Annotated in this window: 19 protein-coding genes; 10 read left to right on the top strand and 9 right to left on the bottom strand. The window is 43.1% G+C overall.

Annotation, left to right across the window (positions count from 1 at the left end):
• Nucleotides 1–409: 409 nt before the first annotated feature.
• Complete coding sequence (locus LN995_RS02005; protein WP_229957896.1) at nucleotides 410–1159, top strand: polysaccharide deacetylase family protein; 750 nt, start codon at nucleotides 410–412, stop codon at nucleotides 1157–1159.
• A 617-nt stretch (nucleotides 1160–1776) separates the two neighbouring features.
• On the opposite strand, the gene LN995_RS02010 is transcribed toward LN995_RS02005, so the two are convergent.
• Nucleotides 1777–1941: a hypothetical protein gene (locus tag LN995_RS02010; protein WP_229957897.1), complete on the bottom strand. Its 165-nt coding sequence runs from the start codon at nucleotides 1939–1941 to the stop codon at nucleotides 1777–1779.
• 456 nt (nucleotides 1942–2397) lie between these two features.
• On the opposite strand from LN995_RS02010, the gene LN995_RS02015 reads away from it, so the two are divergent.
• Nucleotides 2398–3948, top strand: a complete 1551-nt coding sequence (locus LN995_RS02015; protein ID WP_229957898.1) for an FAD-dependent oxidoreductase — start codon at nucleotides 2398–2400, stop codon at nucleotides 3946–3948.
• A gap of 88 nt (nucleotides 3949–4036) precedes the next feature.
• Here LN995_RS02015 and LN995_RS02020 read toward each other — a convergent pair whose 3' ends face one another.
• From LN995_RS02020 to egtB, 5 genes are all read right to left on the bottom strand, one after another.
• A complete protein-coding gene (locus LN995_RS02020; RefSeq protein WP_229957899.1) occupies nucleotides 4037–4618 on the bottom strand; it encodes a DUF922 domain-containing protein in 582 nt (193 codons plus the stop codon).
• 94 nt (nucleotides 4619–4712) lie between these two features.
• Nucleotides 4713–6056, bottom strand: coding sequence for an MATE family efflux transporter (locus tag LN995_RS02025; RefSeq protein ID WP_229957900.1), 1344 nt, complete (start codon nucleotides 6054–6056; stop codon nucleotides 4713–4715).
• Nucleotides 6057–6135: 79 nt separating this feature from the next.
• Nucleotides 6136–7245 (bottom strand): aminotransferase class I/II-fold pyridoxal phosphate-dependent enzyme, encoded by a 1110-nt coding sequence (locus LN995_RS02030; protein ID WP_229957902.1) that lies wholly within the window; start codon nucleotides 7243–7245, stop codon nucleotides 6136–6138.
• 127 nt (nucleotides 7246–7372) lie between these two features.
• Complete coding sequence (gene egtD, locus LN995_RS02035; RefSeq protein ID WP_229957904.1) at nucleotides 7373–8380, bottom strand: L-histidine N(alpha)-methyltransferase; 1008 nt, start codon at nucleotides 8378–8380, stop codon at nucleotides 7373–7375.
• Nucleotides 8381–8384: 4 nt separating this feature from the next.
• Complete coding sequence (gene egtB / locus LN995_RS02040; RefSeq protein WP_229957906.1) at nucleotides 8385–9656, bottom strand: ergothioneine biosynthesis protein EgtB; 1272 nt, start codon at nucleotides 9654–9656, stop codon at nucleotides 8385–8387.
• A 174-nt stretch (nucleotides 9657–9830) separates the two neighbouring features.
• Here egtB and LN995_RS02045 point away from each other — a divergent pair, with 174 nt between their 5' ends.
• Together LN995_RS02045 and LN995_RS02050 are read left to right on the top strand one after the other, a co-directional pair.
• Entirely contained in the window at nucleotides 9831–10913 is a 1083-nt protein-coding gene (locus LN995_RS02045) for an o-succinylbenzoate synthase (RefSeq protein WP_229957908.1), read from the top strand.
• A gap of 78 nt (nucleotides 10914–10991) precedes the next feature.
• Nucleotides 10992–11297, top strand: coding sequence for a ferritin family protein (locus LN995_RS02050; protein ID WP_229957909.1), 306 nt, complete (start codon nucleotides 10992–10994; stop codon nucleotides 11295–11297).
• A gap of 85 nt (nucleotides 11298–11382) precedes the next feature.
• On the opposite strand, the gene LN995_RS02055 is transcribed toward LN995_RS02050, so the two are convergent.
• From LN995_RS02055 to topA, 3 genes are all read right to left on the bottom strand, one after another.
• Entirely contained in the window at nucleotides 11383–11844 is a 462-nt protein-coding gene (locus tag LN995_RS02055; protein WP_229957910.1) for a DoxX family protein, read from the bottom strand.
• 130 nt (nucleotides 11845–11974) lie between these two features.
• A complete protein-coding gene (locus LN995_RS02060) occupies nucleotides 11975–12673 on the bottom strand; it encodes an SIR2 family NAD-dependent protein deacylase (RefSeq protein WP_229957911.1) in 699 nt (232 codons plus the stop codon).
• An 83-nt stretch (nucleotides 12674–12756) separates the two neighbouring features.
• Nucleotides 12757–15180 carry a type I DNA topoisomerase gene (gene topA / locus LN995_RS02065; RefSeq protein ID WP_229957912.1) on the bottom strand — a complete coding sequence of 808 codons (2424 nt, stop codon included), beginning with the start codon at nucleotides 15178–15180 and terminating at the stop codon, nucleotides 12757–12759.
• Nucleotides 15181–15349: 169 nt separating this feature from the next.
• Here topA and LN995_RS02070 point away from each other — a divergent pair, with 169 nt between their 5' ends.
• From LN995_RS02070 to LN995_RS02090, 6 genes are all read left to right on the top strand, one after another.
• Nucleotides 15350–15832 carry a SixA phosphatase family protein gene (locus tag LN995_RS02070; RefSeq protein WP_229957913.1) on the top strand — a complete coding sequence of 161 codons (483 nt, stop codon included), beginning with the start codon at nucleotides 15350–15352 and terminating at the stop codon, nucleotides 15830–15832.
• Between the two features lie 126 nt (nucleotides 15833–15958).
• Complete coding sequence (locus LN995_RS02075; protein ID WP_229957914.1) at nucleotides 15959–16705, top strand: ParA family protein; 747 nt, start codon at nucleotides 15959–15961, stop codon at nucleotides 16703–16705.
• Between the two features lie 662 nt (nucleotides 16706–17367).
• The gene (locus LN995_RS02080; protein WP_449581078.1) at nucleotides 17368–19674 is read left to right on the top strand and encodes a HAMP domain-containing protein; all 2307 of its coding nucleotides are present in this window, start codon (nucleotides 17368–17370) and stop codon (nucleotides 19672–19674) included.
• A complete protein-coding gene (locus LN995_RS21995) occupies nucleotides 19659–21191 on the top strand; it encodes a methyl-accepting chemotaxis protein (RefSeq protein ID WP_317206919.1) in 1533 nt (510 codons plus the stop codon). The genes LN995_RS02080 and LN995_RS21995 overlap by 16 nt, the downstream gene beginning before the upstream one ends.
• A 23-nt stretch (nucleotides 21192–21214) precedes the next feature.
• Complete coding sequence (locus LN995_RS02085) at nucleotides 21215–21811, top strand: chemotaxis protein CheW (RefSeq protein WP_229957915.1); 597 nt, start codon at nucleotides 21215–21217, stop codon at nucleotides 21809–21811.
• Nucleotides 21812–21860: 49 nt separating this feature from the next.
• Nucleotides 21861–22223 carry a response regulator gene (locus tag LN995_RS02090; RefSeq protein WP_229957917.1) on the top strand — a complete coding sequence of 121 codons (363 nt, stop codon included), beginning with the start codon at nucleotides 21861–21863 and terminating at the stop codon, nucleotides 22221–22223.
• Nucleotides 22224–22406 lie beyond the last annotated feature (183 nt).

Consider the following 22406-nt stretch of genomic DNA (forward strand, 5'->3'; position numbering starts at 1 on the left):
GCTTAAACTTCTCTACATCCAAAAAGCTGGCAATTTAACTTTTACAGTAAGTTTAAAGTTTCCTTTCCCGAAGGTAAGTAGTGGATGGGTAAAGTCAAAGAGGGAAACAGGAAGAAGCAAGTTGTATCAACAACATAATCGGACAATGTTAGTTCAGGTAGTTTACTATTGTAAAAAGCTGGCGCAAAGAGGATGAGCTTTTATTTAGAAGGACTTCGTAAAGTTTTGCCTTTTCAGGCCAATTTGCATGATGAAGAGTATCAATGTCGAATAGTATTTATATATTACTAAACCTTGTATCTAAGTTGAAATGTCATTCCAATACCTGGAGCTTGCGGGTTAGTTAGGAAATAATATTATGCTGTTAAAAAGAATTATCATTTTTTTGCTGTGCTTGTACAGCTTATCTGTGAGTGCGCAGAACTGGAATAAAAAACAAGCTGCGGTAGTACTTACGTATGATGATGCCCTGAATGTGCATCTGGATAATGTTGTTCCTGCCTTAGACTCTTTACATTTGAAAGGCACCTTTTTTTTGATAGCTTCTTCGCCAGCTTTCACAAATCGTTTAGATGAATGGCGTAAGGTAGCTACTGATAAGCATGAACTAGCTAATCACACACTTTTCCATCCCTGTAATGGCAGTTTACCCGGCAGAAGCTTTGTCACTCCTGATTACGATCTTGCTACTTATTCTGTTCGCCGGTTAAAAGATGAAATAAAAATGACTAATGCTGTATTGCAGGCAGTTGATGGTAAAAAAGAGCGTACGTTTGCTTATCCATGCGGAGATACAATGATTAATGGAGTATCGTACATAGATGCCATAAAGGGAGAGTTTGTAGCTGCACGTGGTGTGCATGAAGAAATGGTGCAAAAGAATAGCGCAAATTTGTATAGCGTTGGCTGTTATGCTGTAAACGGGCAAACAGGCGACGAATTAATAGACCTTGTAAAGCAGGCGATGAAATCAAATAGTATGATTGTTTTTCTTTTTCATGGCGTGGGTGGAGAACATTCTTTAAATGTATCTCTGGAAGCTCACAGCAAGTTATTACATTTTATAAAGGATCATAAAAAGGAAATCTGGAATCCTACCTTTATAGAAGCTACAAAGTACACTAAGCAAGCAAATGCAAGTGAAAAAGTACGTTATTAGTTTGGTCTCAAACAATATAGATTCAAGGCTACTCATGAAGAAAGTTGGGTAGAGGAGGTATAGCTTTGATATTAAGCCGCATACTGCATTTTACTTATTCTTAACGTTGTACCTATACCTACACCTATCCCTGTTACAAATAGCTCTGTTGAAGTCAAGAGCAACTTCTACCTTTTATCCAATTATAGCTACAGAGAGTCAGCATAGGCAAGAAGAGCAGCAAAAGAACAAGAATTACATAAGTAAAGAAGTCTCTCCGCGCTTCCAGTTAAAGTGTTCAATAATCAGTCTAAAGTCATGCACAAAGATGCCAACTGTCCTACCTAAAACACAGGTTTCAATTGTAGTTTAAAACGTGATTTTATCGGTATCTGTAGAATTATAACAGGTGATCCTATTTATGATTGATTTGCAAGCCAACAGGAGGAGCATCAAACTATATATCGATTCAGAAATATTAATATCCGAAAGATAACTACAAGACATAATATTACAGACGTGCCAATGAAGGAAGGCAAGCGAGGGAGGAAACGTAGTTTTACTTTGTACTAAAGGCAATGTAGTACCACTACAGGTTTCAGTTAGTTTAAGCTTTCCTGAAAGTACTTACTTAAGACTTAAATAGTAGGGGCAACAATAACAACCTCCGGGAGCATGTTGGGGTGGTGTTTATAACCATTTGTCTCATGCCTGGCGTTGATTTTCTTTAATTCATCTACTGAATTTTTAACGGTGGCCCCAAAGCCAAATGTGATAGCGAGTAAAAGAATTATAAGCTTCATGTTTTCTGTTGTTTAGTAGTTGGCTCATTTTTTATATAATGTCTGGAAGATTAACACAAGTAAGTTGTGCTTCACTTCTTGTTCAGCTATACAATTTCTATATTTAATAGGCTTATTCTGTTGTACGTTTATGGAAGGTAAAGGGCTGATTTATATAAAGATAATACTGCCCTGTAATTTAAATAGTAAGCTATTATTTGAAATAATGGAGAGGGTATGACAAAGTTGCAGAAGCCTTCTCCAGATAAAGAACCGCAGGTGTGTCAGAAAGTTTGAATAAGCTGCGGTAAACTTGGGTTTGCTATACATTATCGCTCCCAATTCTTAAGTAAATCCAAATTATCCCGTTTCCCTTTGCTAGTGTTACAGCAACATAAGCCTTTGCACACCGTAATCTTAAGCAAATGATCTTCATTGATTAGTATAATAAACCATTAGCGCCTAACAATAAAATTTATGAAAAGAGAATCCGGAGCAAGCTTACCTGTTTGGGTTGAAGGTGTTTCTATGCCATCTACCAATGTCCTTCGTGATAATATAACTTGTGATGTATGTGTGGTAGGAGCAGGCATTGCCGGCTTAACTACCGCTTATCTTTTAGCAAAGGAAGGTAAGCATGTCGTCGTACTGGAGGCTAAGAAAATAGGAGGAGGCGAGACAAGTCGTACAACAGCTCACTTGGCCAACGCACTTGATGATGGGTTTCCGGAGCTGATTAATTTATTTGGAGTAGAAGGCACAAGGCTGGCTGTACAAAGCCATGGTGCAGCGATAGATAAAATAGAAGAGATTGCCAATAAAGAAGGTATAGACTGTGATTTTACCCGTGTGGATGGCTACATGTTCGCTAATAACAGAGACGAGGAAGAAGCGCTAACAAAGGAGCTGGAAGCTTTGCAGCAGATAGGCTGGTATGATGTAGTTCTTCAGAAAGAAAGCCCCTTAACTTCACTTACAGCACTACCATGCCTGCACTTCCCGAACCAGGGCCACTTTCACGTGCTAAAATACCTTGCTGGTTTAAGCACTGCTATACAAAACAGCAACGGGCAGATTTATACAGAAACCAAAGTAGAACGGTTTGAGACACAGGGCCCAGTAGTGTCTGTTGTTACTACAGAAGGTTTTTCTGTATCGGCAAACCAGTTAGTAGTAGCTACTAATACACCAATCAATGACAAAACGACCATGCATACCAAGCAGGAACCTTACAGAACGTATGTGGTTGCCGCTGCAGTACCAACAGGAGAGGTTCCTGATGCATTGTACTGGGACATGCAGGACCCTTACCACTATGTAAGGCTGCTGAAAGGAAAAGCAGAAGACAGTACAGTAACAAACGAAAACTATGACATATTAATAGTAGGGGGCGCTGACCATAAAACAGGGCAGGAGGATGATTATGTGAAGCACTTCAGAGACCTCGAAAGTTGGATGCGTCTCAGGTTCCCTATGGCAGGAGAAGTGTTGTACGAGTGGTCTGGGCAGGTGATGGAACCGGTAGATAGCCTTGGTTTTATTGGTAAATACCCGGGAGATGAAAATGTTTATATTATTACCGGTGACTCAGGACATGGTATGACTCACGGTACTATAGGCGGTATGCTTATAACCGATCTGATTATGGGGCGTCCGAACGAATGGTCTGCTATATATGATCCAGGTCGTACAAGCCTTCTTAATTCAACAGGTGAGTTTTTAAAAGTGAATTTAAACGTAGCCGCTCAGTTCAAAGATTATGTAACTCCCGGCGAAGTGGACGACCCGATGCAGGTGATGCCGGGCACAGGAAAGATTATGCGGAAAGGTACTTCAAAAGTAGCTGTATATTGTGACCATAATGGTGTGAGACATCAGCATTCAGCCGTTTGTACACATATGGGATGCGTAGTGAGCTGGAACAGTGTAGAAGACTCTTGGGATTGCCCATGCCATGGTTCGCGATTTGATCCTTTTGGAAAGGTTATTACCGGGCCAGCCATCAAAGATCTTGGCCCAGCAGAATAATCGAATTATAATATTAATAAGGTTAAAAAAGAGGACGTCCTGCCAATTATGTTGGCAGGACGTCCTCTTTTTGTGTATCTGAAAAAAATTACTGATAAGGTTCCAGTTCTTTCAGGCGGGTATTAATGCTGTATGCCCATTCATTTTGAGAAGTAGAATCTAAGCCATGTTTAGACAGCTTATCGAAAAGCTCCTGCTCTGCTTTCCATTCTTTAAAAGCCCCGTCTACAGTACGGTTAAGATCAGACTTTAAATTTTTAGCATTTATACTTAAAGATTTAAGCTGTTTTCGTAGCTGGCGGGCATGAACTTCTGTAAGGTCAAAATGTAATTGCTCATGTGCCAGAAGCTTATAAGAGCTTTTGTTCTTAGACCAGGACTCAGTTGGCAGAAACACGCACTTTACCTCATATATAAACTGGTTGTTTTTCCAACTGGCATCAACAGCCATGTTAGCTGCAGTTAGAGCATGGTGTGGATTCTTTTCATCTGGCTGGCCTTTGAAATCCTCCCAGTTAAGTCTCCGTTCAGGCGACCAGACAAGTTTTTCACTGTTGGCAGCATAATCAGTTTTAACTGTAATTACTAAAGGAGTGGTAGCCACAGAAGGTGCTACTGCGGGAGAAAGTATTCCTGTCAGGAATAATAAAAGTAAAGTAAAGAAAACCATCGGCTAAAAGGTAATAAAGGCACTTCTAAAGTAAAGAAGGAATTTTAGAAATGCAACATTAACCTAAAAATTGATGCCTATTTTTTTGTACTTTTTATCTTTTACTTAAATGGGAGCTTAATGTTCTGAAACGTAAAAACAGAAGCAATGCTGCTGAAGAGAGCCCTGCTAATAAACCCATCCAAATACCGCTTACTCCATAGCCGGCCTTAAAGCTTAAAAAATAACCTACTGGCAGGCCTATAACCCAATAAGCAATTAACGTTATAACACTTGGAATCCGAACATCCTCTAATCCTCTTAATGCTCCTAACCCAACAACTTGTATTCCATCTGATATCTGGAACAAGGCTGCTATAATCAAAAGGGTGGAAGCAATTTGTATTACTACGGGATCGTCTATATACAGCATCGGGATCAGCTGATGGAATAGTATCATCAGCAGGCCACTTGAAACCATAAACATAACAGCCATAGCAAAACTGCTATAGCCTGCTATACGCATAGCCCTGTAATCTTTCAAGCCTTTTTGATTACCTACACGTATTGTTGCGGCAGCTGCAATGCCACTCGCCATCATATAGGTAACAGAGGCTATGTTGATGGCAATTTGGTGTGCGGCTAACTCCTTTGCGCCCATCCAGCCAATCATAATAGCAGAGAAACTAAAAGCGCCCATTTCGAAAACCATCTGGCTGGATATAGGAATGCCCAACTTAAATATACGGTACATGTGCACCAAGGAAAGATGGCGCAGACGCAGATAGTGGCGGTATATCACGAAGCGCTTATTGAACAGTATATATGCTGCCATCATGAAAGCCATTATTATTCGGGAGATAAGCGTAGCCCAGCCTGCACCTACCAGGCCCATGGCAGGCAAGCCTAACTTACCCCAGATAAAGATATAATTCAGAACAATGTTTAGGCTGTTGGCTACAATGGAAATATACATAGCCTGTTTTGTAAGCGAAAGCCCTTCTGCAAACTGCCGGAAAGCCTGAAATACCATAAACGGTACCATTGACAGAAACAGGATGTTTATGTAGGGAACCGCCATGTGTACTACTTGCTCCGGTTGATTAAGATATATAATGTAAGGTGACAGAAAATATCCGGCTATAAAGGTAAGTATCCCTAAAAGAACATTAGAGACTAATCCATTCAGGAGCAGGAGGGAGATGCGCGTGTAATTATTGCGCCCGTCGGCAGCGGCAATAAGCGGGGTAATACTAAGAGACACGCCCAGGCCAAAAAGCATCGTTATTGTAAAGATACTGTTTCCAAGAGAGGCAGCAGCCAGCGGTACTGTTCCAATTTGCCCTACCATCAGGCTATCGAAAACACTCACCAGTATATGCCCGAGTTGGCTTAGTACCACCGGGTAAGCAAGGAAAAAATTTTTGGAGAAGTGCTTTTTGTATTCTGCAATATTCATAGCGGGACCTGTCTGAAAGGCCGCAAAAATAGTGTTTTTATCCTTACCAGACTGCCTGTGCCAAATATTTAACCTAGAATTACCTTTGCAGCTGACTTAGTGCTTCTTGCAGGCGCTGCATGGCTTCTTCCAGTTTAGGCTTTTCTACTGCAAAAGACATGCGTACATGATCAGGAGCACCAAAGTAATCTCCAGGCACAACAGCTAAGCAATAAGTTTCCTGCAGGTATTTACAAAGGTCTAATGTGCTTGTTATTGCCATTCCTTCAGGTGTTTTTGTATTAAGATAATACTTAAAACTGGGGAAGAAATAGTAAGCGCCATCAGGAAAAAAATAAGCCACGTGTGGAATAGCATCTAAAGCCTGCCGCATAAATTGGCGGTTTGCCTCTAGTATCGGAAGCATGGTGGCTAAAGCATTTTCCTGATGCTCCAGCGTGGCAACGGCAGCATCCTGTATAAACACACTAACACCTGAAAAGGTACTGCCTTGGAAGTCGGTGCATTTTTTTATAAGGTCTGCTGACCCTGCCATATAACCAATGCGCCAGCCCGACATTGCAAAAGACTTAGAAAAGCCGTTTACGATGATGGTTCGTTCTTTTTTTGCCCTTTCGCAGGAAAGGATAGGAGTAAAAGGCTTGCCGTAAGTAACAAAGTCATATATTTCATCTGCTATAATGTAAAGGTCCGGAAATTCTGCTGTTACTTCTAATAACGATTCCAGCTCAGTTTTGGTGTAAATTTTTCCGGTTGGGTTGCCAGGGTTTGATAGCAGCAAAATACGGCTATGTTCAGTAAGTGATGCCCGTAAAGTTTCAGGTGTTAATGCATAATCTTCGGTAAGCTTGGTATCTACGGTAACAATTCTACCTTTACTGTACTTCATTAACTCATGAAAGCCAAACCAGGCTGGCGTTGGTATCACCACTTCATCCTTATCATGCAGTAAAACAGAAAAAAGGTTGAATAGAGCCTGTTTACTGCCAGGTGTGATAAGTATTTGCCCTGGAGTTAATTCAATATCTTGCTTATTATATCGTTTTGAAATGGCAAAGCGCAATGCCTCTGTTCCCTCTGTGGGGCCGTAATATGTTTTGCCAATCTGAAGTGCTGCCATAGCAGCAGCAGTTGCAGCGCCCGGGCTGCGGAAGTAGCTAGAGCCAGAGGCTAGGGTTATTTGCTCCATTAATATTTTATGCTTTGTGAAAGTAAAGATAAGCTGTAAACTCGATGATGATAGGTAGTGGGTTAATATTTTGCTTGCCTTAGGTTTGATGTTGTTTTATAAAAGGTCAGTGCAAAATATTTGTTTATCACTTTACTGTAAATAAGACATCTGCAAAATATTGCCGTTTATCCTGAAAAACTTGTTCTATCGCAAACCCACTCTGCTTACCCATTTCTTCTACCTGCTGCAGAGAGTATTTATGAGAGTATTCTGTATGAATAGCTTCCCAGGCATCAAAATGAAAAGTTTTATCTATATCCTTAATGTAAACATCCTGATGAGCTTTACTAACCAAATAGCTTTTCATTACACCTTCCTGCGGGTTGTACACTGCGTAGTGCCGAAAACGATTGATATTAAAGTCACCTCCTAATTCCCGGTTAATACGCCGAAGCAGGTTTATATTAAATTCCGCTGTTACTCCTGTGGCATCATTGTAAGCAGCTAAAATTGTATCCGGGTCTTTACGAAGGTCTACCCCCAGCAGTAGCTTGTCTCCGGGGTTCAGAAAGCTTCTGATGCTTTGCAGAAAAGCCAGGCTTTCATCTAACTTAAAGTTGCCAATATTAGAACCCAGGAACAAAACTACTTTTTGCTCCGCCTTGTTAGCTTGTAGCCATTCCAGCGCCTGGAAATATTCCCCTACTACCGCCTGTACGTTTACTGCCGGCATCTCCTCCTGCAGACTTTGGCATAGTTGTGCCATGGCATCACCAGAAATATCTACAGGTACATATTCGAACTTACGCTGCTCTTTTTGTAACTGACTCAGTAGTATCTTAGTCTTCAGGGCATCGCCAGCTCCTAAATCTATCAGGTGGAAAAAGCCTTCTGCAGCAAAATAATTTACAATTTCCTGCTTGTGCGCTATTAGTACCTCAAACTCGCAGCTTGTAAGGTAATATTCGGGCAGGGCCATAATCTGCTGGAAAAGTTCACTGCCTTTGCCATCGTAAAAGTAACGGGAGGAGAGTGACTTGGGTGTCTGGTTTAAGCCTATGGCCACATCCTGTGCGAAGGAATCTGTCATAGAGGTGCCATCTGGTTTAGATTGTAAGATTACTATAGGTTGAGAAGTAATGTTGGTTCGCATATAATTATTTGTTAGCCAGCCTGATTCCATTATATTGCCAGCGTTTGTCAGCATGAAAGAAGTTACGATAAGTTGTACGGATATGGCTTTCAGGTGTGGCGCAGGAGCCCCCTCTTAATACCATCTGGTTAAGCATAAACTTCCCATTGTATTCTCCTATGGCACCAGGTGCTTTGGTAAACCCAGGGTACGGATGATAAGCGCTGTAGGTCCATTCCCATACATTTCCGTACAGTTGCTGTAAACCTTTTATGTTGGGGTCCGCTGCAGTTGGCTCCAGTAAGTCAGACTCTACAAAGTTTCCTGATGCAGGCGGATAAGCCTGTGAGGCTGCTTCCCACTCAAACTCAGTCAATAAACGTTTTCCTGCCCAGTTTGCATAAGCATCTGCTTCATAAAAACTAATATGACAAACAGGTGCGTTCAGGTCTAATTTTTCTAGGCCATGTAAGGTAAAATGATGCCAGTCGCCATCCTGTTCAATCCAATATAAAGGAGCTTTTATGCCTGATGCTTGCACAAAAGACAAACCTTCATCCAGCCAGTGCCTGAAGTCTGTATAACCCCCATCCTGCATAAACTGCAGGTATTCACCATTGGTCACAGTGCGGTTCATGACTTGGAAATCTTCCAATAGTACTTCATGTACCCCCAGCTCATTGTCAAAACAAAAACTATCTCCTTTAAACCCGATCTTGTAAACTCCACCGGTTATGTTTAAAAGTTCCGGCGCAACATAACATGATTTGCTTGTGTTCTCTTTAAGAGTTTTATATATAGGTAGTAACGGATTAGTACTTAAAATATATTTGATGTCTGTAATGAGTAGTTCCTGATGCTGTTGTTCATGTTGAAGCCCTAATTCCAGTATAGGCATTACCTCAGCAAGTTTCTCTTCCTCTAAAATTTGCAGCAGTTCAACTATATGCTCATTTACATGCTGCCGGTAAGCATAAACATCACGAAGGGGTGGCCTGGTGAGGGTGCTTCGCTGGTTCCGCTGTACACGATTCCCTACACTATTGTAGTAAGAGTTAAACAAGTAGCCATAACTTGAGTGAAACAGTTTGTAATTGGGCAGAAAAGGCTGTAATACAAACGTCTCAAAGAACCAGGTGGAATGAGCCATGTGCCATTTCGGTGGGCTCACGTCGACCATCGGTTGTACAACGGTATCTTCAGGCTCCAGTGGCTCACAAATATATTCTGTTTGCGAACGTATCAGGTTATAGCGTTTTAGTATTGTGCTGGTGTTGGGTGCAATAAGTATACTCATAAGATGTTCGTTGGCTAAAGATGTGGCAGCAACATGTTGTTAAACAAGAGTGGCTTTTATAAGCTTTGCTTTAATATTCAAAGGTGGTCTTCTTTTTCAATCTTATTAACTTGAAATGTATTTACGTCTTTTTGTTATGAATGATTTAATTTGCACCTGAACCATCTTACAAATATGAATTACAGGCTCCGTTATACCCCTCACACTTTAAATTTCAAGTTTGATGCCCGCACCTCCCGTGGTGCTATATCTCAGCACCAGGTGTATTATCTGGAATTGTGGAAGGAACAGAGTCCTGAAATAACTGGTGTAGGAGAATGTGCTCCTTTGGCAGGGTTAAGCATTGACTATCGTTCAGATATAGAAGATAAGCTACAGGAGGTTTGTGATCTAATTAATAACTCTAAAGTACTACTTGATTTAGCAAACACGTTGCCTGAAGAGCTTGCTTTACTCGAATGGCCTGCTATACGCTTTGCCTTAGAAACAGCTCTCTTAGATCTTGCCAATGGAGGCAGACATCTGCTGTACGATACTACTTTTACCACAGGAGAGCAGGGAATACCGATCAATGGCCTTATCTGGATGGGAGACAAAAGTTTTATGCAGGAACAGATTAAAAAGAAGTTGAAAGATGGTTACAACTGCCTGAAGCTAAAAATCGGTGGACTGAGTTTTGAAACTGAGCTGGAAATTCTGCAGCGTATAAGAGAGACAGCAGGCGCTGCAGATTTAACAATAAGGGTTGATGCCAATGGTGCTTTTAAACCGGACGAAGCCTTTACAAATCTGGAGCGGCTGGCTAAGTACGAGATACATTCTATTGAACAACCCATCAGGCAGGGGCAACTGGAACATATGCAACAGCTTTGTGCCTATACACCGGTTCCAATTGCGTTAGATGAGGAACTGATAGGGGTGCAGAAATCAGAGGAAAAGCTAACACTACTCCAACACATCAAACCGCAGTACATTATTCTGAAGCCGACATTGGTAGGCGGCTTGCAGGCAAGCAGAGAATGGATACAGTTGGCAGAGAAGCAAAGCATTGGCTGGTGGGTGACATCAGCTTTAGAATCTAACATAGGCTTAAATGCCATCAGCCAGTTTACTGCTACTTATAATGTTGCTATGTCTCAGGGCTTAGGTACGGGGCAGCTTTATTACAATAATATTGCATCGCCTTTACAAATTGAACAGGGAAGGTTGTGGTACCAGTTACAACAACAGTGGGGGCTTTTACGTGATCTGGGTTAAAATCAAATTTAAAAATAGATAACTCTGACTGTCAAATCGGCGTTAGTTCAGAAAAATTGTTAAATCATAAATTGAACTATGGCATCAGATCAGTATCACGAACCACCAGAAGAACTTTCTGCAGAAACAAGAACCTTTGTACGTATGATAACATCTCTTAAAGAAGAGGTGGAAGCTATTAACTGGTATGAGCAACGAATTTCTATTGAGTCGGACGCGGAAGCAAAAGCAATTATGAAGAATGCGCAGAATGAAGAGTTCAAGCATTTTGGTATGGACCTTGAATTCTTGCTGCGTCGTAAACCGGACTGGCGTGAAATGATGAAGATCATTCTGTTTACAGATAAAGATATTGTTGAGAAAGGGGAGGAAGCAGAAGATTAGTTCTTGGTCAATATCTTTATTATTAAGCAAAAAAGCTATCCCTAACGCGCCTGGTTTGAGATAGCTTTTTTGTCCTAGGATAAGCCTAGAAAGTCCTTTCTGAGTCAGCCATTGCTTTATCTATACTTAACTTACCTGCTCCGGCAATAGCTAAGGCCCAGGCCATACCAATTACAAGCAGGTGATATTCATACCCTTCTCCTTCCTGGTTACCTTGCCAGTTCATGAAAAAGCCGACATCAATATGTGCTGTCAGAACAATGCCTATAAAGAGGCCGATAACTCCTAAAGCCCAGACACGGGTAAACAGCCCGACAATAAGACAGATGGAGCCAAAGAACTCAATGATAATGACAAGCCAACCAAAAAACGAAGGCAGGCCTGACATTTGCCCAAAGCCTTCTAAGAAGCCTGCTGGTCCATGTCCGCCAAACCACCCAAGAAGCTTCTGTGCCCCATGAGGGAATAGCACGATGCCAAGAAACAGGCGCAAAATTAGGAGGCTCCAGGTGTCAGGTGTTACTAAAATTCTGTTTTTGAAATCCATATCCTTATCAGGTTTTACTTCTCCTGATATCATACGAACAGGATTATATATGGATATGAATTAACTTAATTGTGATAAGACTGTTTCTATAAACAACTCAGCATAAATTTAATAATAAGCCATTTAAGGACTAGCTGTGTTTTTTTCGTAGTTCTGCTACCACTTTCACCATGCCTGTACTTGCTTTTTCTTCATACAGATGCAGGTTCTGGCGAGGGCGCATGTAAGGCAGGTTAGGGTCTACTACATAAATAGGTACATCATCTGATACATAATCAACGAGCCCAGCTGCCGGGTAAACGACCAATGAAGTGCCTACTACCAGAAATATGTCAGCTTGTAAAGTTTCTTCAATGGCTTTTTCCATCATTGGCACAGCTTCTCCAAACCAGACAATATTGGGTCGTAATTGAGAGCCGCGTTCACATTTGTCGCCTAATTTCAATTCCCAGCCTTTTATAGGGTAAACTAATGTTTCATCTATAGTGCTTCGGCTTTCAAACAGCTTGCCGTGCAGGTGAATTATATTGCTGGAGCCAGCACGTTCGTGTAAATCATCTACGTTCTGTGTAACTATTCGCACATCAAAGTCTTTCTCTAAGTCAGCAAGTGCCAGATGGCCAGCATTAGGTTTAACTTCATGGGCATTTTTCCGGCGCTGGTTATAGAATTCTAATACTGTTTCTTTGTTCTTTTGCCAACCCTGCGGCGATGCCACCTCCATTACATCATGCCCTTCCCAAAGCCCGTTTGCATCCCGGAAAGTAGCAATACCACTTTCTGCGCTAATGCCTGCGCCAGTTAATACAACTAATTTTTTCTTTTCCATGGTACTTCGATTAAAGTGTAGCTTATGGTATTAAACAACAAAGCCACCTTGGCGGGTGGCTTTGTTCCATATAAGTATACGTACTACTTCTTCTTTGCAGTTGTCGCTTTCTTGGCAGCAGGTTTCTTTTCCTTTGTAGCGGCAGCTTTCTTCGTTGCTGTCTTTTTCTCTGCCGCTGGCTCAGTCTTTTTCTTAAAACCACCTCTGCCTTTTTTCTCAGGTGTTGCTTCTGCCAATTCCACGCATTCCTGTAGTGTCAGTTCTCCAGGTTCTTTACCCTTCGGAATTTTTACGTTCTTTTTACCTGCTGATATGTAGGGTCCAAATCGGCCGTTTAATACCTGAATGTCGGGATTCTCCGGAAAAGACTTGATCAGCTTCTCTGCATCGGCCTTACGTTTGGCCTGTATCAACTCAATCGCTTCTTCCGGTGTTACGCTAAGCGGGTCCAGGGTTTTAGGCAATGAATAAAACTTGCTGTCATGACGAATATAGGGGCCAAACCTACCAATAGCAGCGATCATGTCTTTATCCTCGAAATTACCCACTATACGCGGAAGCTTAAACAGTTCCAGGGCATCTTCCAGGGTAAGGTTTTCAATGAACTGACCTTTACGCAAGCTGGCGTATACAGGCTTTTCTTCTGTTTCAGGGTTTTCCTCTCCAAGCTGTACATAAGGGCCGAATTTACCGAGTTTTGCGAGAATTTTCTTACCAGTGTTCGGATCTGTGCCTAATTCACGGGCACCGGATACATCTGCTCTGGATATGTTTTCGCTGGATTCGATACGGCTGTGGAACTTCTGGTAGAAATTGTCGAGCATGTTCTCCCACACTTTCTGCCCGTGCGCAATCTCATCGAATTCAGCCTCTACGCGTGCTGTAAAAGAATAATCAATTACATTAGGAAAATGCTCAACCAGAAAGTCGTTCACGACCATGGCCGTATCCGTAGGGAAAAGCTTTGCTTTTTCGGCTCCTGTTATTTCAGTTTTAGTTTGCGCTGTAACGCTGTTATCTTTCAGTGTCAGCACCTGAAACGGACGCTCTTTACCCTCTCGCGTATCTTTCTCTACATAACCCCGCTTCTGAATAGTAGAGATAGTAGGGGCGTAAGTCGAGGGACGGCCAATGCCCATTTCTTCGAGCTTCTTCACTAAACTCGCTTCTGTATAACGGGCGGCGGGTCTGCTATACCGTTGAGTAGCCAGCATCTGGCGCAGTGCAATAATTTGCCCAATACTTAGTGGAGGCAACATGCCCTTAACATCGTCATCCTGATTTTCGTCATCGTCCTTAGACTCAATATAGACTTTCAGGAAGCCTTCAAATTTTATCACCTCGCCAGTAGCTACCAATTTCTCAGGCTGAGTAGAAATACCGATTGTAGCAGTTGTTTTCTCTATTTCAGCATCTGCCATTTGAGAGGCAATGGCTCTTTTCCATATTAGTTCGTACAGGCGTTGCTCATTTCGGTCCCCGCTTGCCACCATCTGAGAGAAATCAGTTGGTCGTATGGCTTCGTGTGCCTCCTGTGCTGATTGTGATTTTGTTTTGAAATGACGTGTTTTGGCAAAATGCTCTCCGTAAGAATTTCGAATAGCACTAGCTGCACCCTGTTTGGCTTCATCCGATAAGTTAACAGAGTCAGTTCGCATATAAGAAATTTTACCGGCTTCATATAAACGCTGTGCAACGGTCATTGTCTGCGCCACAGAAAAGTATAGCTTACGGCTGGCTTCCTGCTGTAGGGTTGAGGTCGTAAATGGAGGAGCAGGGCTGCGTTTTAACGGTTTCTGCTCCAGGTTCTCTATTGTATAAGTCGCACCAATACATTTTTGTAAAAAAGCCTGTGCTTCTTCTTCTGATTTAAACCTGGCAGGTAATTCTGCTTCCAGTGTTTTGCCTTCTACATTAAATGCAGCTGTAACTTTAAAAGAAGATTCGGCTTTAAAGCGCTCAATCTCACGTTCGCGTTCAACTACCAGGCGCACGGCCACCGATTGTACACGCCCGGCAGAAAGGCCTGTTTTAATTTTTTTCCATAGCACAGGAGACAGCTCAAAACCAACCAAACGGTCGAGTATACGGCGTGCCTGCTGTGCATTTACTAAATCCATGTCTATGCCACGCGGAGAACTGATGGCATTAAGGATTGCGTTCTTAGTGATCTCTCTGAAAACAATACGACGCGTCTGGGCATTGTTCAGGTTTAAAGCCTCTGTTAAATGCCATGATATAGCTTCTCCCTCACGGTCATCATCGGATGCTAACCATACAGTTTCTGCTTCCTTTGCCAGCTTACGCAGTTGCGATACCACTTCACGCTTATCGTTGGAGACAACATAGGTAGGCTTAAAGCCATTCTGAATGTCAATGGCATTATTATCTTTGGGCAAATCGCGCACGTGACCGAAGCTTGACTTTACCACAAAGTCTTTTCCTAAGTATCCCTCTATTGTTTTAGCCTTTGCAGGCGACTCTACTATAACTAAGTTTTTTATCATCCTTTATATTTACAGGCGTACTGGGCACTAAAATTTGCCCAAAGATCAAATAATTTTTCAAACTAACACAACCTCATCCGTATATCCTTGGTTAAACGAGAAGCTCAGAGAACTAAATTAACTTAAGAAAAGCGTTTGTTTTAACTATACGGACACATCTGCAATTAATATGCAAAGACTCTTACTCATCTGTCGTCATGCTGAAACTCAAGACCCTTATCCACTACAGCCAGACTTTGAACGTGAGTTAACACAAAATGGCCTGTTACAGGCAAAACGTACGGGGCAATGGCTTCGGGAACATTTCAAAACTACAGACGCAATTCTGGCTAGCCCTGCCAGGCGTGCTAATGTTACAGCACAGCAAATTGCAGGCCGTTTATATTACGATCAGGAAAAAATAGCTTTTCTTCCTGATCTTTATAATGCTCGTGAGACACAATTAATTCAAATTTTAAGCGAACTCCCAGGCGAAATTAAAACAGTGGTGCTGGTAGGCCATAACCCGGGTGTTACACGCCTGGTACGAGATCTGACCTCTAAACTGATAGGTTACCTTGACCCTGCTGAGGCTGTAGCTGTTTCCATTGATCTAGAGAAGTGGGAAGACGTACATTATACTACAGGTCAGCTGATAAAACAAAATTATTAACTGTTCCCGCCTCTATTGCCTGCATATTGTTGGTTCGGTATATTCTGATTTAAATATAAAATTGTTAATTTTAACACTCATAATGGCATTATAATGCCTCTAATGTCTCATTTCCTTAATTCTTTTATGAAGACAACCATCGTGGCCGTAATAAACCAGAAAGGCGGCACTGGTAAAACAACTACTACTATTAATCTGGGGAGCGCCCTGAGTAAGCTAGGGAAAAGAGTGTTGCTGCTGGACCTCGATCCTCAGAGCAACTTATCATATTCTCTGGCTGTTGCAAAACCTGACGTTACCCTGGCGGATGTTTTTTTAGGGAACAAAAAGATAAAAGACATTCTGGTTGAAAAAGATGGTTTATGGGTAGCTCCCGGATCAAATGACCTGGTTGACATAGAAATTTCTCTGGTGCAGCAACCTGAACGGGAGCAGTTCTTGAAAAATCTTTTGTCTGAAATAAAAGGCTTTGATTATGTGCTGATTGATTGCCCTCCCTCTTTATCGGTGCTAACACTTAACGCACTTACTGCAGCACAGGAGATACTTATACCGCTCCAGATGGAAGTACTTACCCTGCAGGGCCTCGACCAGATTATGAATACGGTAAATAAAGTTAAAAAAGCTTTTAACCCAAACCTTAAAATTAAAGGTGTCGTAGTGGTGATGTTTGATGTGAGACGAAAGCTGAGCCAGGAAGTGCTGGAATACCTACAGGAAAACGTGCGAGAAAAAATATTTGATACCCATATCCGTCTGAATGTGAAGCTGGCAGAAGCTCCTTCTTTCGGCAAAAGTATAATAGATTATGATGCCTCTTCTAACGGCGCTAAAGATTACAGGGCATTGGCCGAAGAGTTTGTAAGGGCGTAAGCTTGCCCTGTGTTTATAAGCCATTTTACTGCATTTGATAAATTTTATTTAACTTGCTTTTACTTTGTTGTTCCACTGTTTTAATGCTGCTGTTAGTTAACTGAAAAGCTAGTAGCAGGAGCAACATCAATTCAACCTGACAAAATATGGCCTTAGGTAAAAATCTGAAGTTGAGCAAAGACAAGCTCATTAGTGACGTAGAAGCCAATAACGAGAAAACACCCGCCCCTAAAGCGAAAGGGGAAACTAAAGCAGGTGACGCTACTACAACGGTAGCTACACCGGCGCCTGCCAAGACTGCAGATAGCCCTGCTGAGACAGGAGTTGAGAAGGGCCCTGTACCAGCAAAACTACCAAAAAGAAATGGTGATAGGCCTGAGGGAGAAAAGAACAAGCCACTTCCCACAAGCCCAGACTATATTAATGAGCAGCTGAACAAAGTGCTTTATGCGCTTGATGCATTTAAGAAAGGTGATATTTCAGTAAGGCTCACAAAGCAGAACAATGATATTTTCGCCGATATAGCAGAAGCATACAACTCCATGGTGGAAATGATTGGTGGTGTTGGAGGCGAAGTGTCCAGAATATCAAAAGTAGCCGGAGTGGAAGGAAACCTGAAGGCCAGGGCTTCTGCCGAGAGCGCCTCCGGTTTCTGGAAGGACATGATCAATAACATTAACGGCCTGGTTGACTCTATCGCTGTTCCTGTGCTGGAAGTGGGTAAGGTGTTGAAAAATATCTCCAGAGGTAACCTGGATGAAACCTTCCAGATTCCGGTTTCCGGCGACTTCAAAGTTATGGCCGAAACCATTAACCGCACCATTGATAACCTGAACCTTTTTGCCGGGGAAGTAACGCGTGTGGCCTTAGAGGTAGGTACCGAAGGTAAGCTGGGAGGTCAGGCATCGGTGCCAAACGTAGCGGGTATATGGAAAGATCTGACAGATAATGTAAACACCATGGCCTCTAACCTGACAGCGCAGGTGCGTGATATTGCCAACGTGGCGACAGCCGTAACCAAAGGTAATCTGACGCAGAAGGTATCGGTGGATGTGCGTGGTGAGTTAGCTCAGCTGAAAGATAACCTAAACCAGATGGTGGACTCGCTGAACATTTTTGCTGATGAGGTAACAAGGGTGGCCCGTGAAGTAGGGACCGACGGTCGTTTGGGTGGCCAGGCCAATGTGCCCAATGTAGGTGGTGTCTGGAAAGATTTGACAGATAACGTTAATACGATGGCCTCTAACCTAACGTCACAAATGCGTGATATTGCAAATGTATCTACGGCTGTGGCAAAAGGTGACCTGACGCAGAAGATTACAGTGAACGTAAAAGGGGAGCTTGCTGAGCTGAAAGATATCACCAACCAGATGGTGGACTCGCTGAATGTATTTGCCGGTGAAGTAACAAGAGTTGCCCGTGAGGTAGGTACGGAAGGAAAGCTGGGCGGCCAGGCCAATGTGCCTAAAGTAGAAGGTACCTGGAAAGACCTAACAGATAATGTTAACCTGATGGCCAGCAACCTGACTAGCCAGGTGCGTGATATTGCGAATGTAGCAACGGCTGTGGCGAAAGGGGACCTGACACAGAAGGTTTCTGTGGATGTAAAGGGTGAACTGGGCGACCTGAAGGATATAATGAACAACTTGGTGGACCGACTGAATGTGTTTGGTGCCGAGGTAACCCGTGTGGCTCGTGAAGTAGGAACAGAAGGTATATTAGGTGGTCAGGCCAACGTGCCAAACGTAGGTGGTATCTGGAAAGAACTAACAGATAATGTTAACCTGATGGCCTCTAACCTGACTAGCCAGGTGCGTGATATTGCGAATGTATCTACGGCTGTGGCAAAAGGAGACTTAAGCCAGAAAATAACCGTTAATGTTAAAGGTGAGTTACTTGGGTTAAAAGAGAACCTGAACCAGATGGTGGACTCACTGAACATCTTTGCTGATGAGGTAACAAGGGTGGCCCGTGAAGTGGGTACGGAAGGAAAGCTGGGTGGCCAGGCCAACGTGCCAAACGTGGCCGGTGTGTGGAAGGACCTGACAGATAACGTAAACACCATGGCCAGTAATCTGACTGGCCAGGTACGCGATATTGCTAAAGTATCTACAGCTGTTTCCAGAGGCGATCTGACACAGAAAGTATCTGTGGATGTGAAGGGAGAGTTGGGAGAGCTAAAAGAAAATCTTAATCAGCTAGTAGATTATCTGAATGTGTTTGCCGGTGAGGTAACACGCGTGGCCCTGGAAGTAGGAACAGAAGGTAGGCTGGGTGGCCAGGCCAACGTGCCAAACGTAGCCGGTGTGTGGAAAGACCTGACAGATAACGTAAACACCATGGCCACAAACCTGACAACGCAGGTGCGTGATATTGCTAAAGTATCTACGGCTGTTTCTAGAGGCGATTTGGCTCAGAAAATAACAGTAGAAGCACGAGGTGAAATTCTGGACCTGAAAGAGAACCTGAACCAGATGGTGGATTCGCTGAACATCTTTGCTGATGAGGTAACCCGTGTGGCCCGTGAAGTGGGTACGGAAGGAAAGCTGGGCGGCCAGGCCAACGTGCCAAAAGTTAGGGGTACTTGGAAAGAGTTGACAGATAACGTAAATACCATGGCTTCTAACCTGACGTCGCAGGTGCGTGATATTGCTAAAGTATCTACAGCTGTGGCGAAAGGAGACCTGACGCAAAAGGTATCAGTGGATGTAAAAGGAGAGATGGCCGAACTCAAAGAGAACATCAACCGCATGGTGGACTCTCTGAACGTGTTTGCCGGTGAGGTAACACGCGTGGCACTGGAAGTAGGAACAGAAGGTAGGCTGGGTGGCCAGGCCAACGTGCCAAATGTAGCCGGTGTGTGGAAAGACCTGACAGATAACGTAAACACCATGGCCACAAACCTGACAACGCAGGTGCGGGGTATTGTAAAAGTAGTAACGGCTGTATCNGTGTGTGGAAAGACCTGACAGATAACGTAAACACCATGGCCACAAACCTGACAACGCAGGTGCGGGGTATTGTAAAAGTAGTAACGGCTGTATCGAAAGGAGACCTGACACAAAAACTTACTCTTGATGCAAAAGGAGAAGTGGCTGAACTGGCCGAAACGATAAATACCATGGTAATCGACCTGAACAGACTTGCCGGTGAGGTTAGCCGTGTGGCCAGAGTAGCTGGTGTGGAAGGTAAGCTGACAGAACGAGCCACTTTACAAGGTGTTGGCGGTAGCTGGAAAGAATTGGTTGACACTCTTAACGACTTGCTGGAATCTATTGTAACGCCGGTGCTGGAAGTTTCTCGTGTGGTTCGCTCTATTTCAGAGGGTGATCTGACGCAGAAAGTAGAAATACAGACAGCAGGTGACATTCTTGATATGTCTAACGCACTGAATTTAGCGGTAGATAACCTGAACACACTCTTAGGTGAAATCAACGATTCTTCACTGGTTGTTGGAAGTTCATCTGAAGAAATGGCTGCCAAAGGGTTGGAGATGAATAAGGTGACACTGGATGTGGCCCTTGCTATGCAACAGATGGCAGAAGGTGCCCAAAACCAGGCACTCAAAACAGATCAGGCTTTCAAGTTGATTGAAGAGATCATGAAAGCTACCAAAGAAACGGCAAACCGTGCTGAGGTGGTAAACAAATCTGCAAAAGTTGGAGAGGAAACATCGCAGCATGGTCTGAAAACAGTGGCGGAAGTGGTGAAGAACATGGAAGAAATTTCCAGTTCAGCGGCGCTTACAGCTAAAACAATCGAAGTATTAAGTACACGCTCACAAGAGATTTCAAAGTCTCTTGGTGTGATAACGGATATTGCTTCACAAACAAACCTGCTTGCCCTGAACGCTGCTATTGAGGCAGCTCGTGCCGGGGAGGCCGGTCGTGGTTTCGCGGTGGTTGCCGAAGAGATCAGGAAGCTTGCGGAAGGTTCACGAAAATCAGCCAGTGAAATTGCTACGCTGGTAGATGACGTGAAAAAAGATACCGCCTCTGCTGCTACAGCCATTTCAACCATGGAAGGCCGTGTATTAAAAGGTAAGAATGCTACTTTTGAGGCTTCCGGAGCCTTTAAAAACATTGCGGCTTCCAGTGGCGAAACACTTCGTACGGCGCAGGATATCCTAACCGCAACGGAAGTGCAGAAATCCTCTATCGGTGACGTGGTGAAATATGTGGAAGAAGTGGTTGCTATTGCAGAACAGACTGCCTCTGGAACACAGCAGGTAGCGAGTACAGCGAAGCAGCTTTCAGGTTCCATGCAGGAACTTACATCTTCGTCTCAGAACCTGAACGACATTGCAGCTGATCTGCAGATAAGTATTTCTGCCTTCAAATTGATAGACGGTAACTTAGTGTTTAGCAATAATGGCAAAAATCGCAGGTTAGCATCTTTCCCTACAAATAATATCAAACCTCCTGTAGGAAACAGAAGGCCAGCCACGGGTAACTCATCCTCTGATAAAGCTAGAAGAGGTGAGTGATAATCTAACGGAAAGGAAACTTCATGAAAAAGAAGAGTGACAAAAGTAACGGGGGAGTAAGTGAAGAGGTCGTAGAGCAGAGGGAAGCCGAGCAGCAAGCCAATGGAAAAGACAGTGATGCTGCAAAACCGTATCAACCTGAGGCAATGGTGCACCTGATCGTTTTTAAATTAGGTGAAGAAAGTTATGGAATCAGGATTGAGCAGGTAAAGGAGGTTACTGTTACCCCGTCTGTTACACGTATGCCGCGCACGCCGAAGTTTATTAAAGGTGTAGCTAACATCAGGGGAGATATTATTGCTGTAATGGACCTGGAGCAGCGCTTTGGGATTCGGCCTGCAGCAATGGTTACAACACCACCTGGTACTTTAACAAAGGATATTTCATATACGCTGGTAATTGAGGCGAAAGATTATAGTATAGGTGTAGTAGTAAAGGAGGTGCCGCAGTCATTGAACCTTTCTGTGTCTAAAATAGATAAAGCACCGTCTTTCCTGCAGGACACCACCATTAGTGAAAATTATATAGAGGGTATAGCCAAAGTAGACTCTCGCTTAATCATTGTGCTGGACATGTTCAAGATACTGTCTGCAGAAGAGATAAAGGCACTACCAAAGTAGTAAATCAACAAGGCTGAAGTTTAGAACATTATACGAAGCAGTACATAGAATGAAAAGAATATTGATTGTAGATGATTCTTTCTACATGCGCACCATGTTAAAAAACATGTTGACCGATGCCGGTTATGAAGTTGTCGGTGAGGCTCCGAACGGGCAAACAGCCCTGGAACTTGCAAAAGAAACCAATCCTGATCTTATAACACTTGATGTGATTCTTCCGGATAACACTGGCCTGGATGTACTGAAAGGCATTAAGGCTGATCAGCCTGATATGAAGGTGATAATTGTGAGTGCTGTAGGGCAGGAAGTTATTGTAAACGAAGCCCTGGAGTTTGGTGCGCTCTCATATATAGTAAAGCCTTTTTCAGAAGAAAAGGTGTTAGAGGTTGTTAGTCAGGCTCTGGCAGAATAGGTTCGTTTTAGCTGTAAGCTCTGTTGTTTTACAAGACCAGGTAAAGCACTGAGCCAGGCAAAACGTGTTTGGTCGCTTGCAAAGCAGTATATAGAAGGCAGTACTTATAGGGGAAGCCTAGTTAGACTTCATAGGATGAGGTATGTAAACAGCGGCTTGAGGTCAGTATAACTGGCGACGTGG

The sequence above is a fragment of the Pontibacter silvestris genome, assembly GCF_020907275.1.
Lineage (GTDB): Bacteria > Bacteroidota > Bacteroidia > Cytophagales > Hymenobacteraceae > Pontibacter > Pontibacter silvestris.

Coding starts and splice junctions, on each gene's coding strand:
- LN995_RS02030 (WP_229957902.1), bottom strand. CDS start 7,245: ATGGAGCAAATAACCCTAGCCTCTGGCTCTAGCTACTTCCGCAGCCCG.
- LN995_RS02025 (WP_229957900.1), bottom strand. CDS start 6,056: ATGAATATTGCAGAATACAAAAAGCACTTCTCCAAAAATTTTTTCCTT.
- topA (WP_229957912.1), bottom strand. CDS start 15,180: ATGATAAAAAACTTAGTTATAGTAGAGTCGCCTGCAAAGGCTAAAACA.
- LN995_RS02085 (WP_229957915.1), top strand. CDS start 21,215: ATGAAAAAGAAGAGTGACAAAAGTAACGGGGGAGTAAGTGAAGAGGTC.
- LN995_RS02090 (WP_229957917.1), top strand. CDS start 21,861: ATGAAAAGAATATTGATTGTAGATGATTCTTTCTACATGCGCACCATG.
- LN995_RS02050 (WP_229957909.1), top strand. CDS start 10,992: ATGGCATCAGATCAGTATCACGAACCACCAGAAGAACTTTCTGCAGAA.
- egtB (WP_229957906.1), bottom strand. CDS start 9,656: ATGAGTATACTTATTGCACCCAACACCAGCACAATACTAAAACGCTAT.
- LN995_RS02045 (WP_229957908.1), top strand. CDS start 9,831: ATGAATTACAGGCTCCGTTATACCCCTCACACTTTAAATTTCAAGTTT.
- LN995_RS02070 (WP_229957913.1), top strand. CDS start 15,350: ATGCAAAGACTCTTACTCATCTGTCGTCATGCTGAAACTCAAGACCCT.
- LN995_RS02020 (WP_229957899.1), bottom strand. CDS start 4,618: ATGGTTTTCTTTACTTTACTTTTATTATTCCTGACAGGAATACTTTCT.
- LN995_RS02015 (WP_229957898.1), top strand. CDS start 2,398: ATGAAAAGAGAATCCGGAGCAAGCTTACCTGTTTGGGTTGAAGGTGTT.
- LN995_RS02060 (WP_229957911.1), bottom strand. CDS start 12,673: ATGGAAAAGAAAAAATTAGTTGTATTAACTGGCGCAGGCATTAGCGCA.
- LN995_RS02075 (WP_229957914.1), top strand. CDS start 15,959: ATGAAGACAACCATCGTGGCCGTAATAAACCAGAAAGGCGGCACTGGT.
- egtD (WP_229957904.1), bottom strand. CDS start 8,380: ATGCGAACCAACATTACTTCTCAACCTATAGTAATCTTACAATCTAAA.
- LN995_RS02055 (WP_229957910.1), bottom strand. CDS start 11,844: ATGGATTTCAAAAACAGAATTTTAGTAACACCTGACACCTGGAGCCTC.
- LN995_RS02010 (WP_229957897.1), bottom strand. CDS start 1,941: ATGAAGCTTATAATTCTTTTACTCGCTATCACATTTGGCTTTGGGGCC.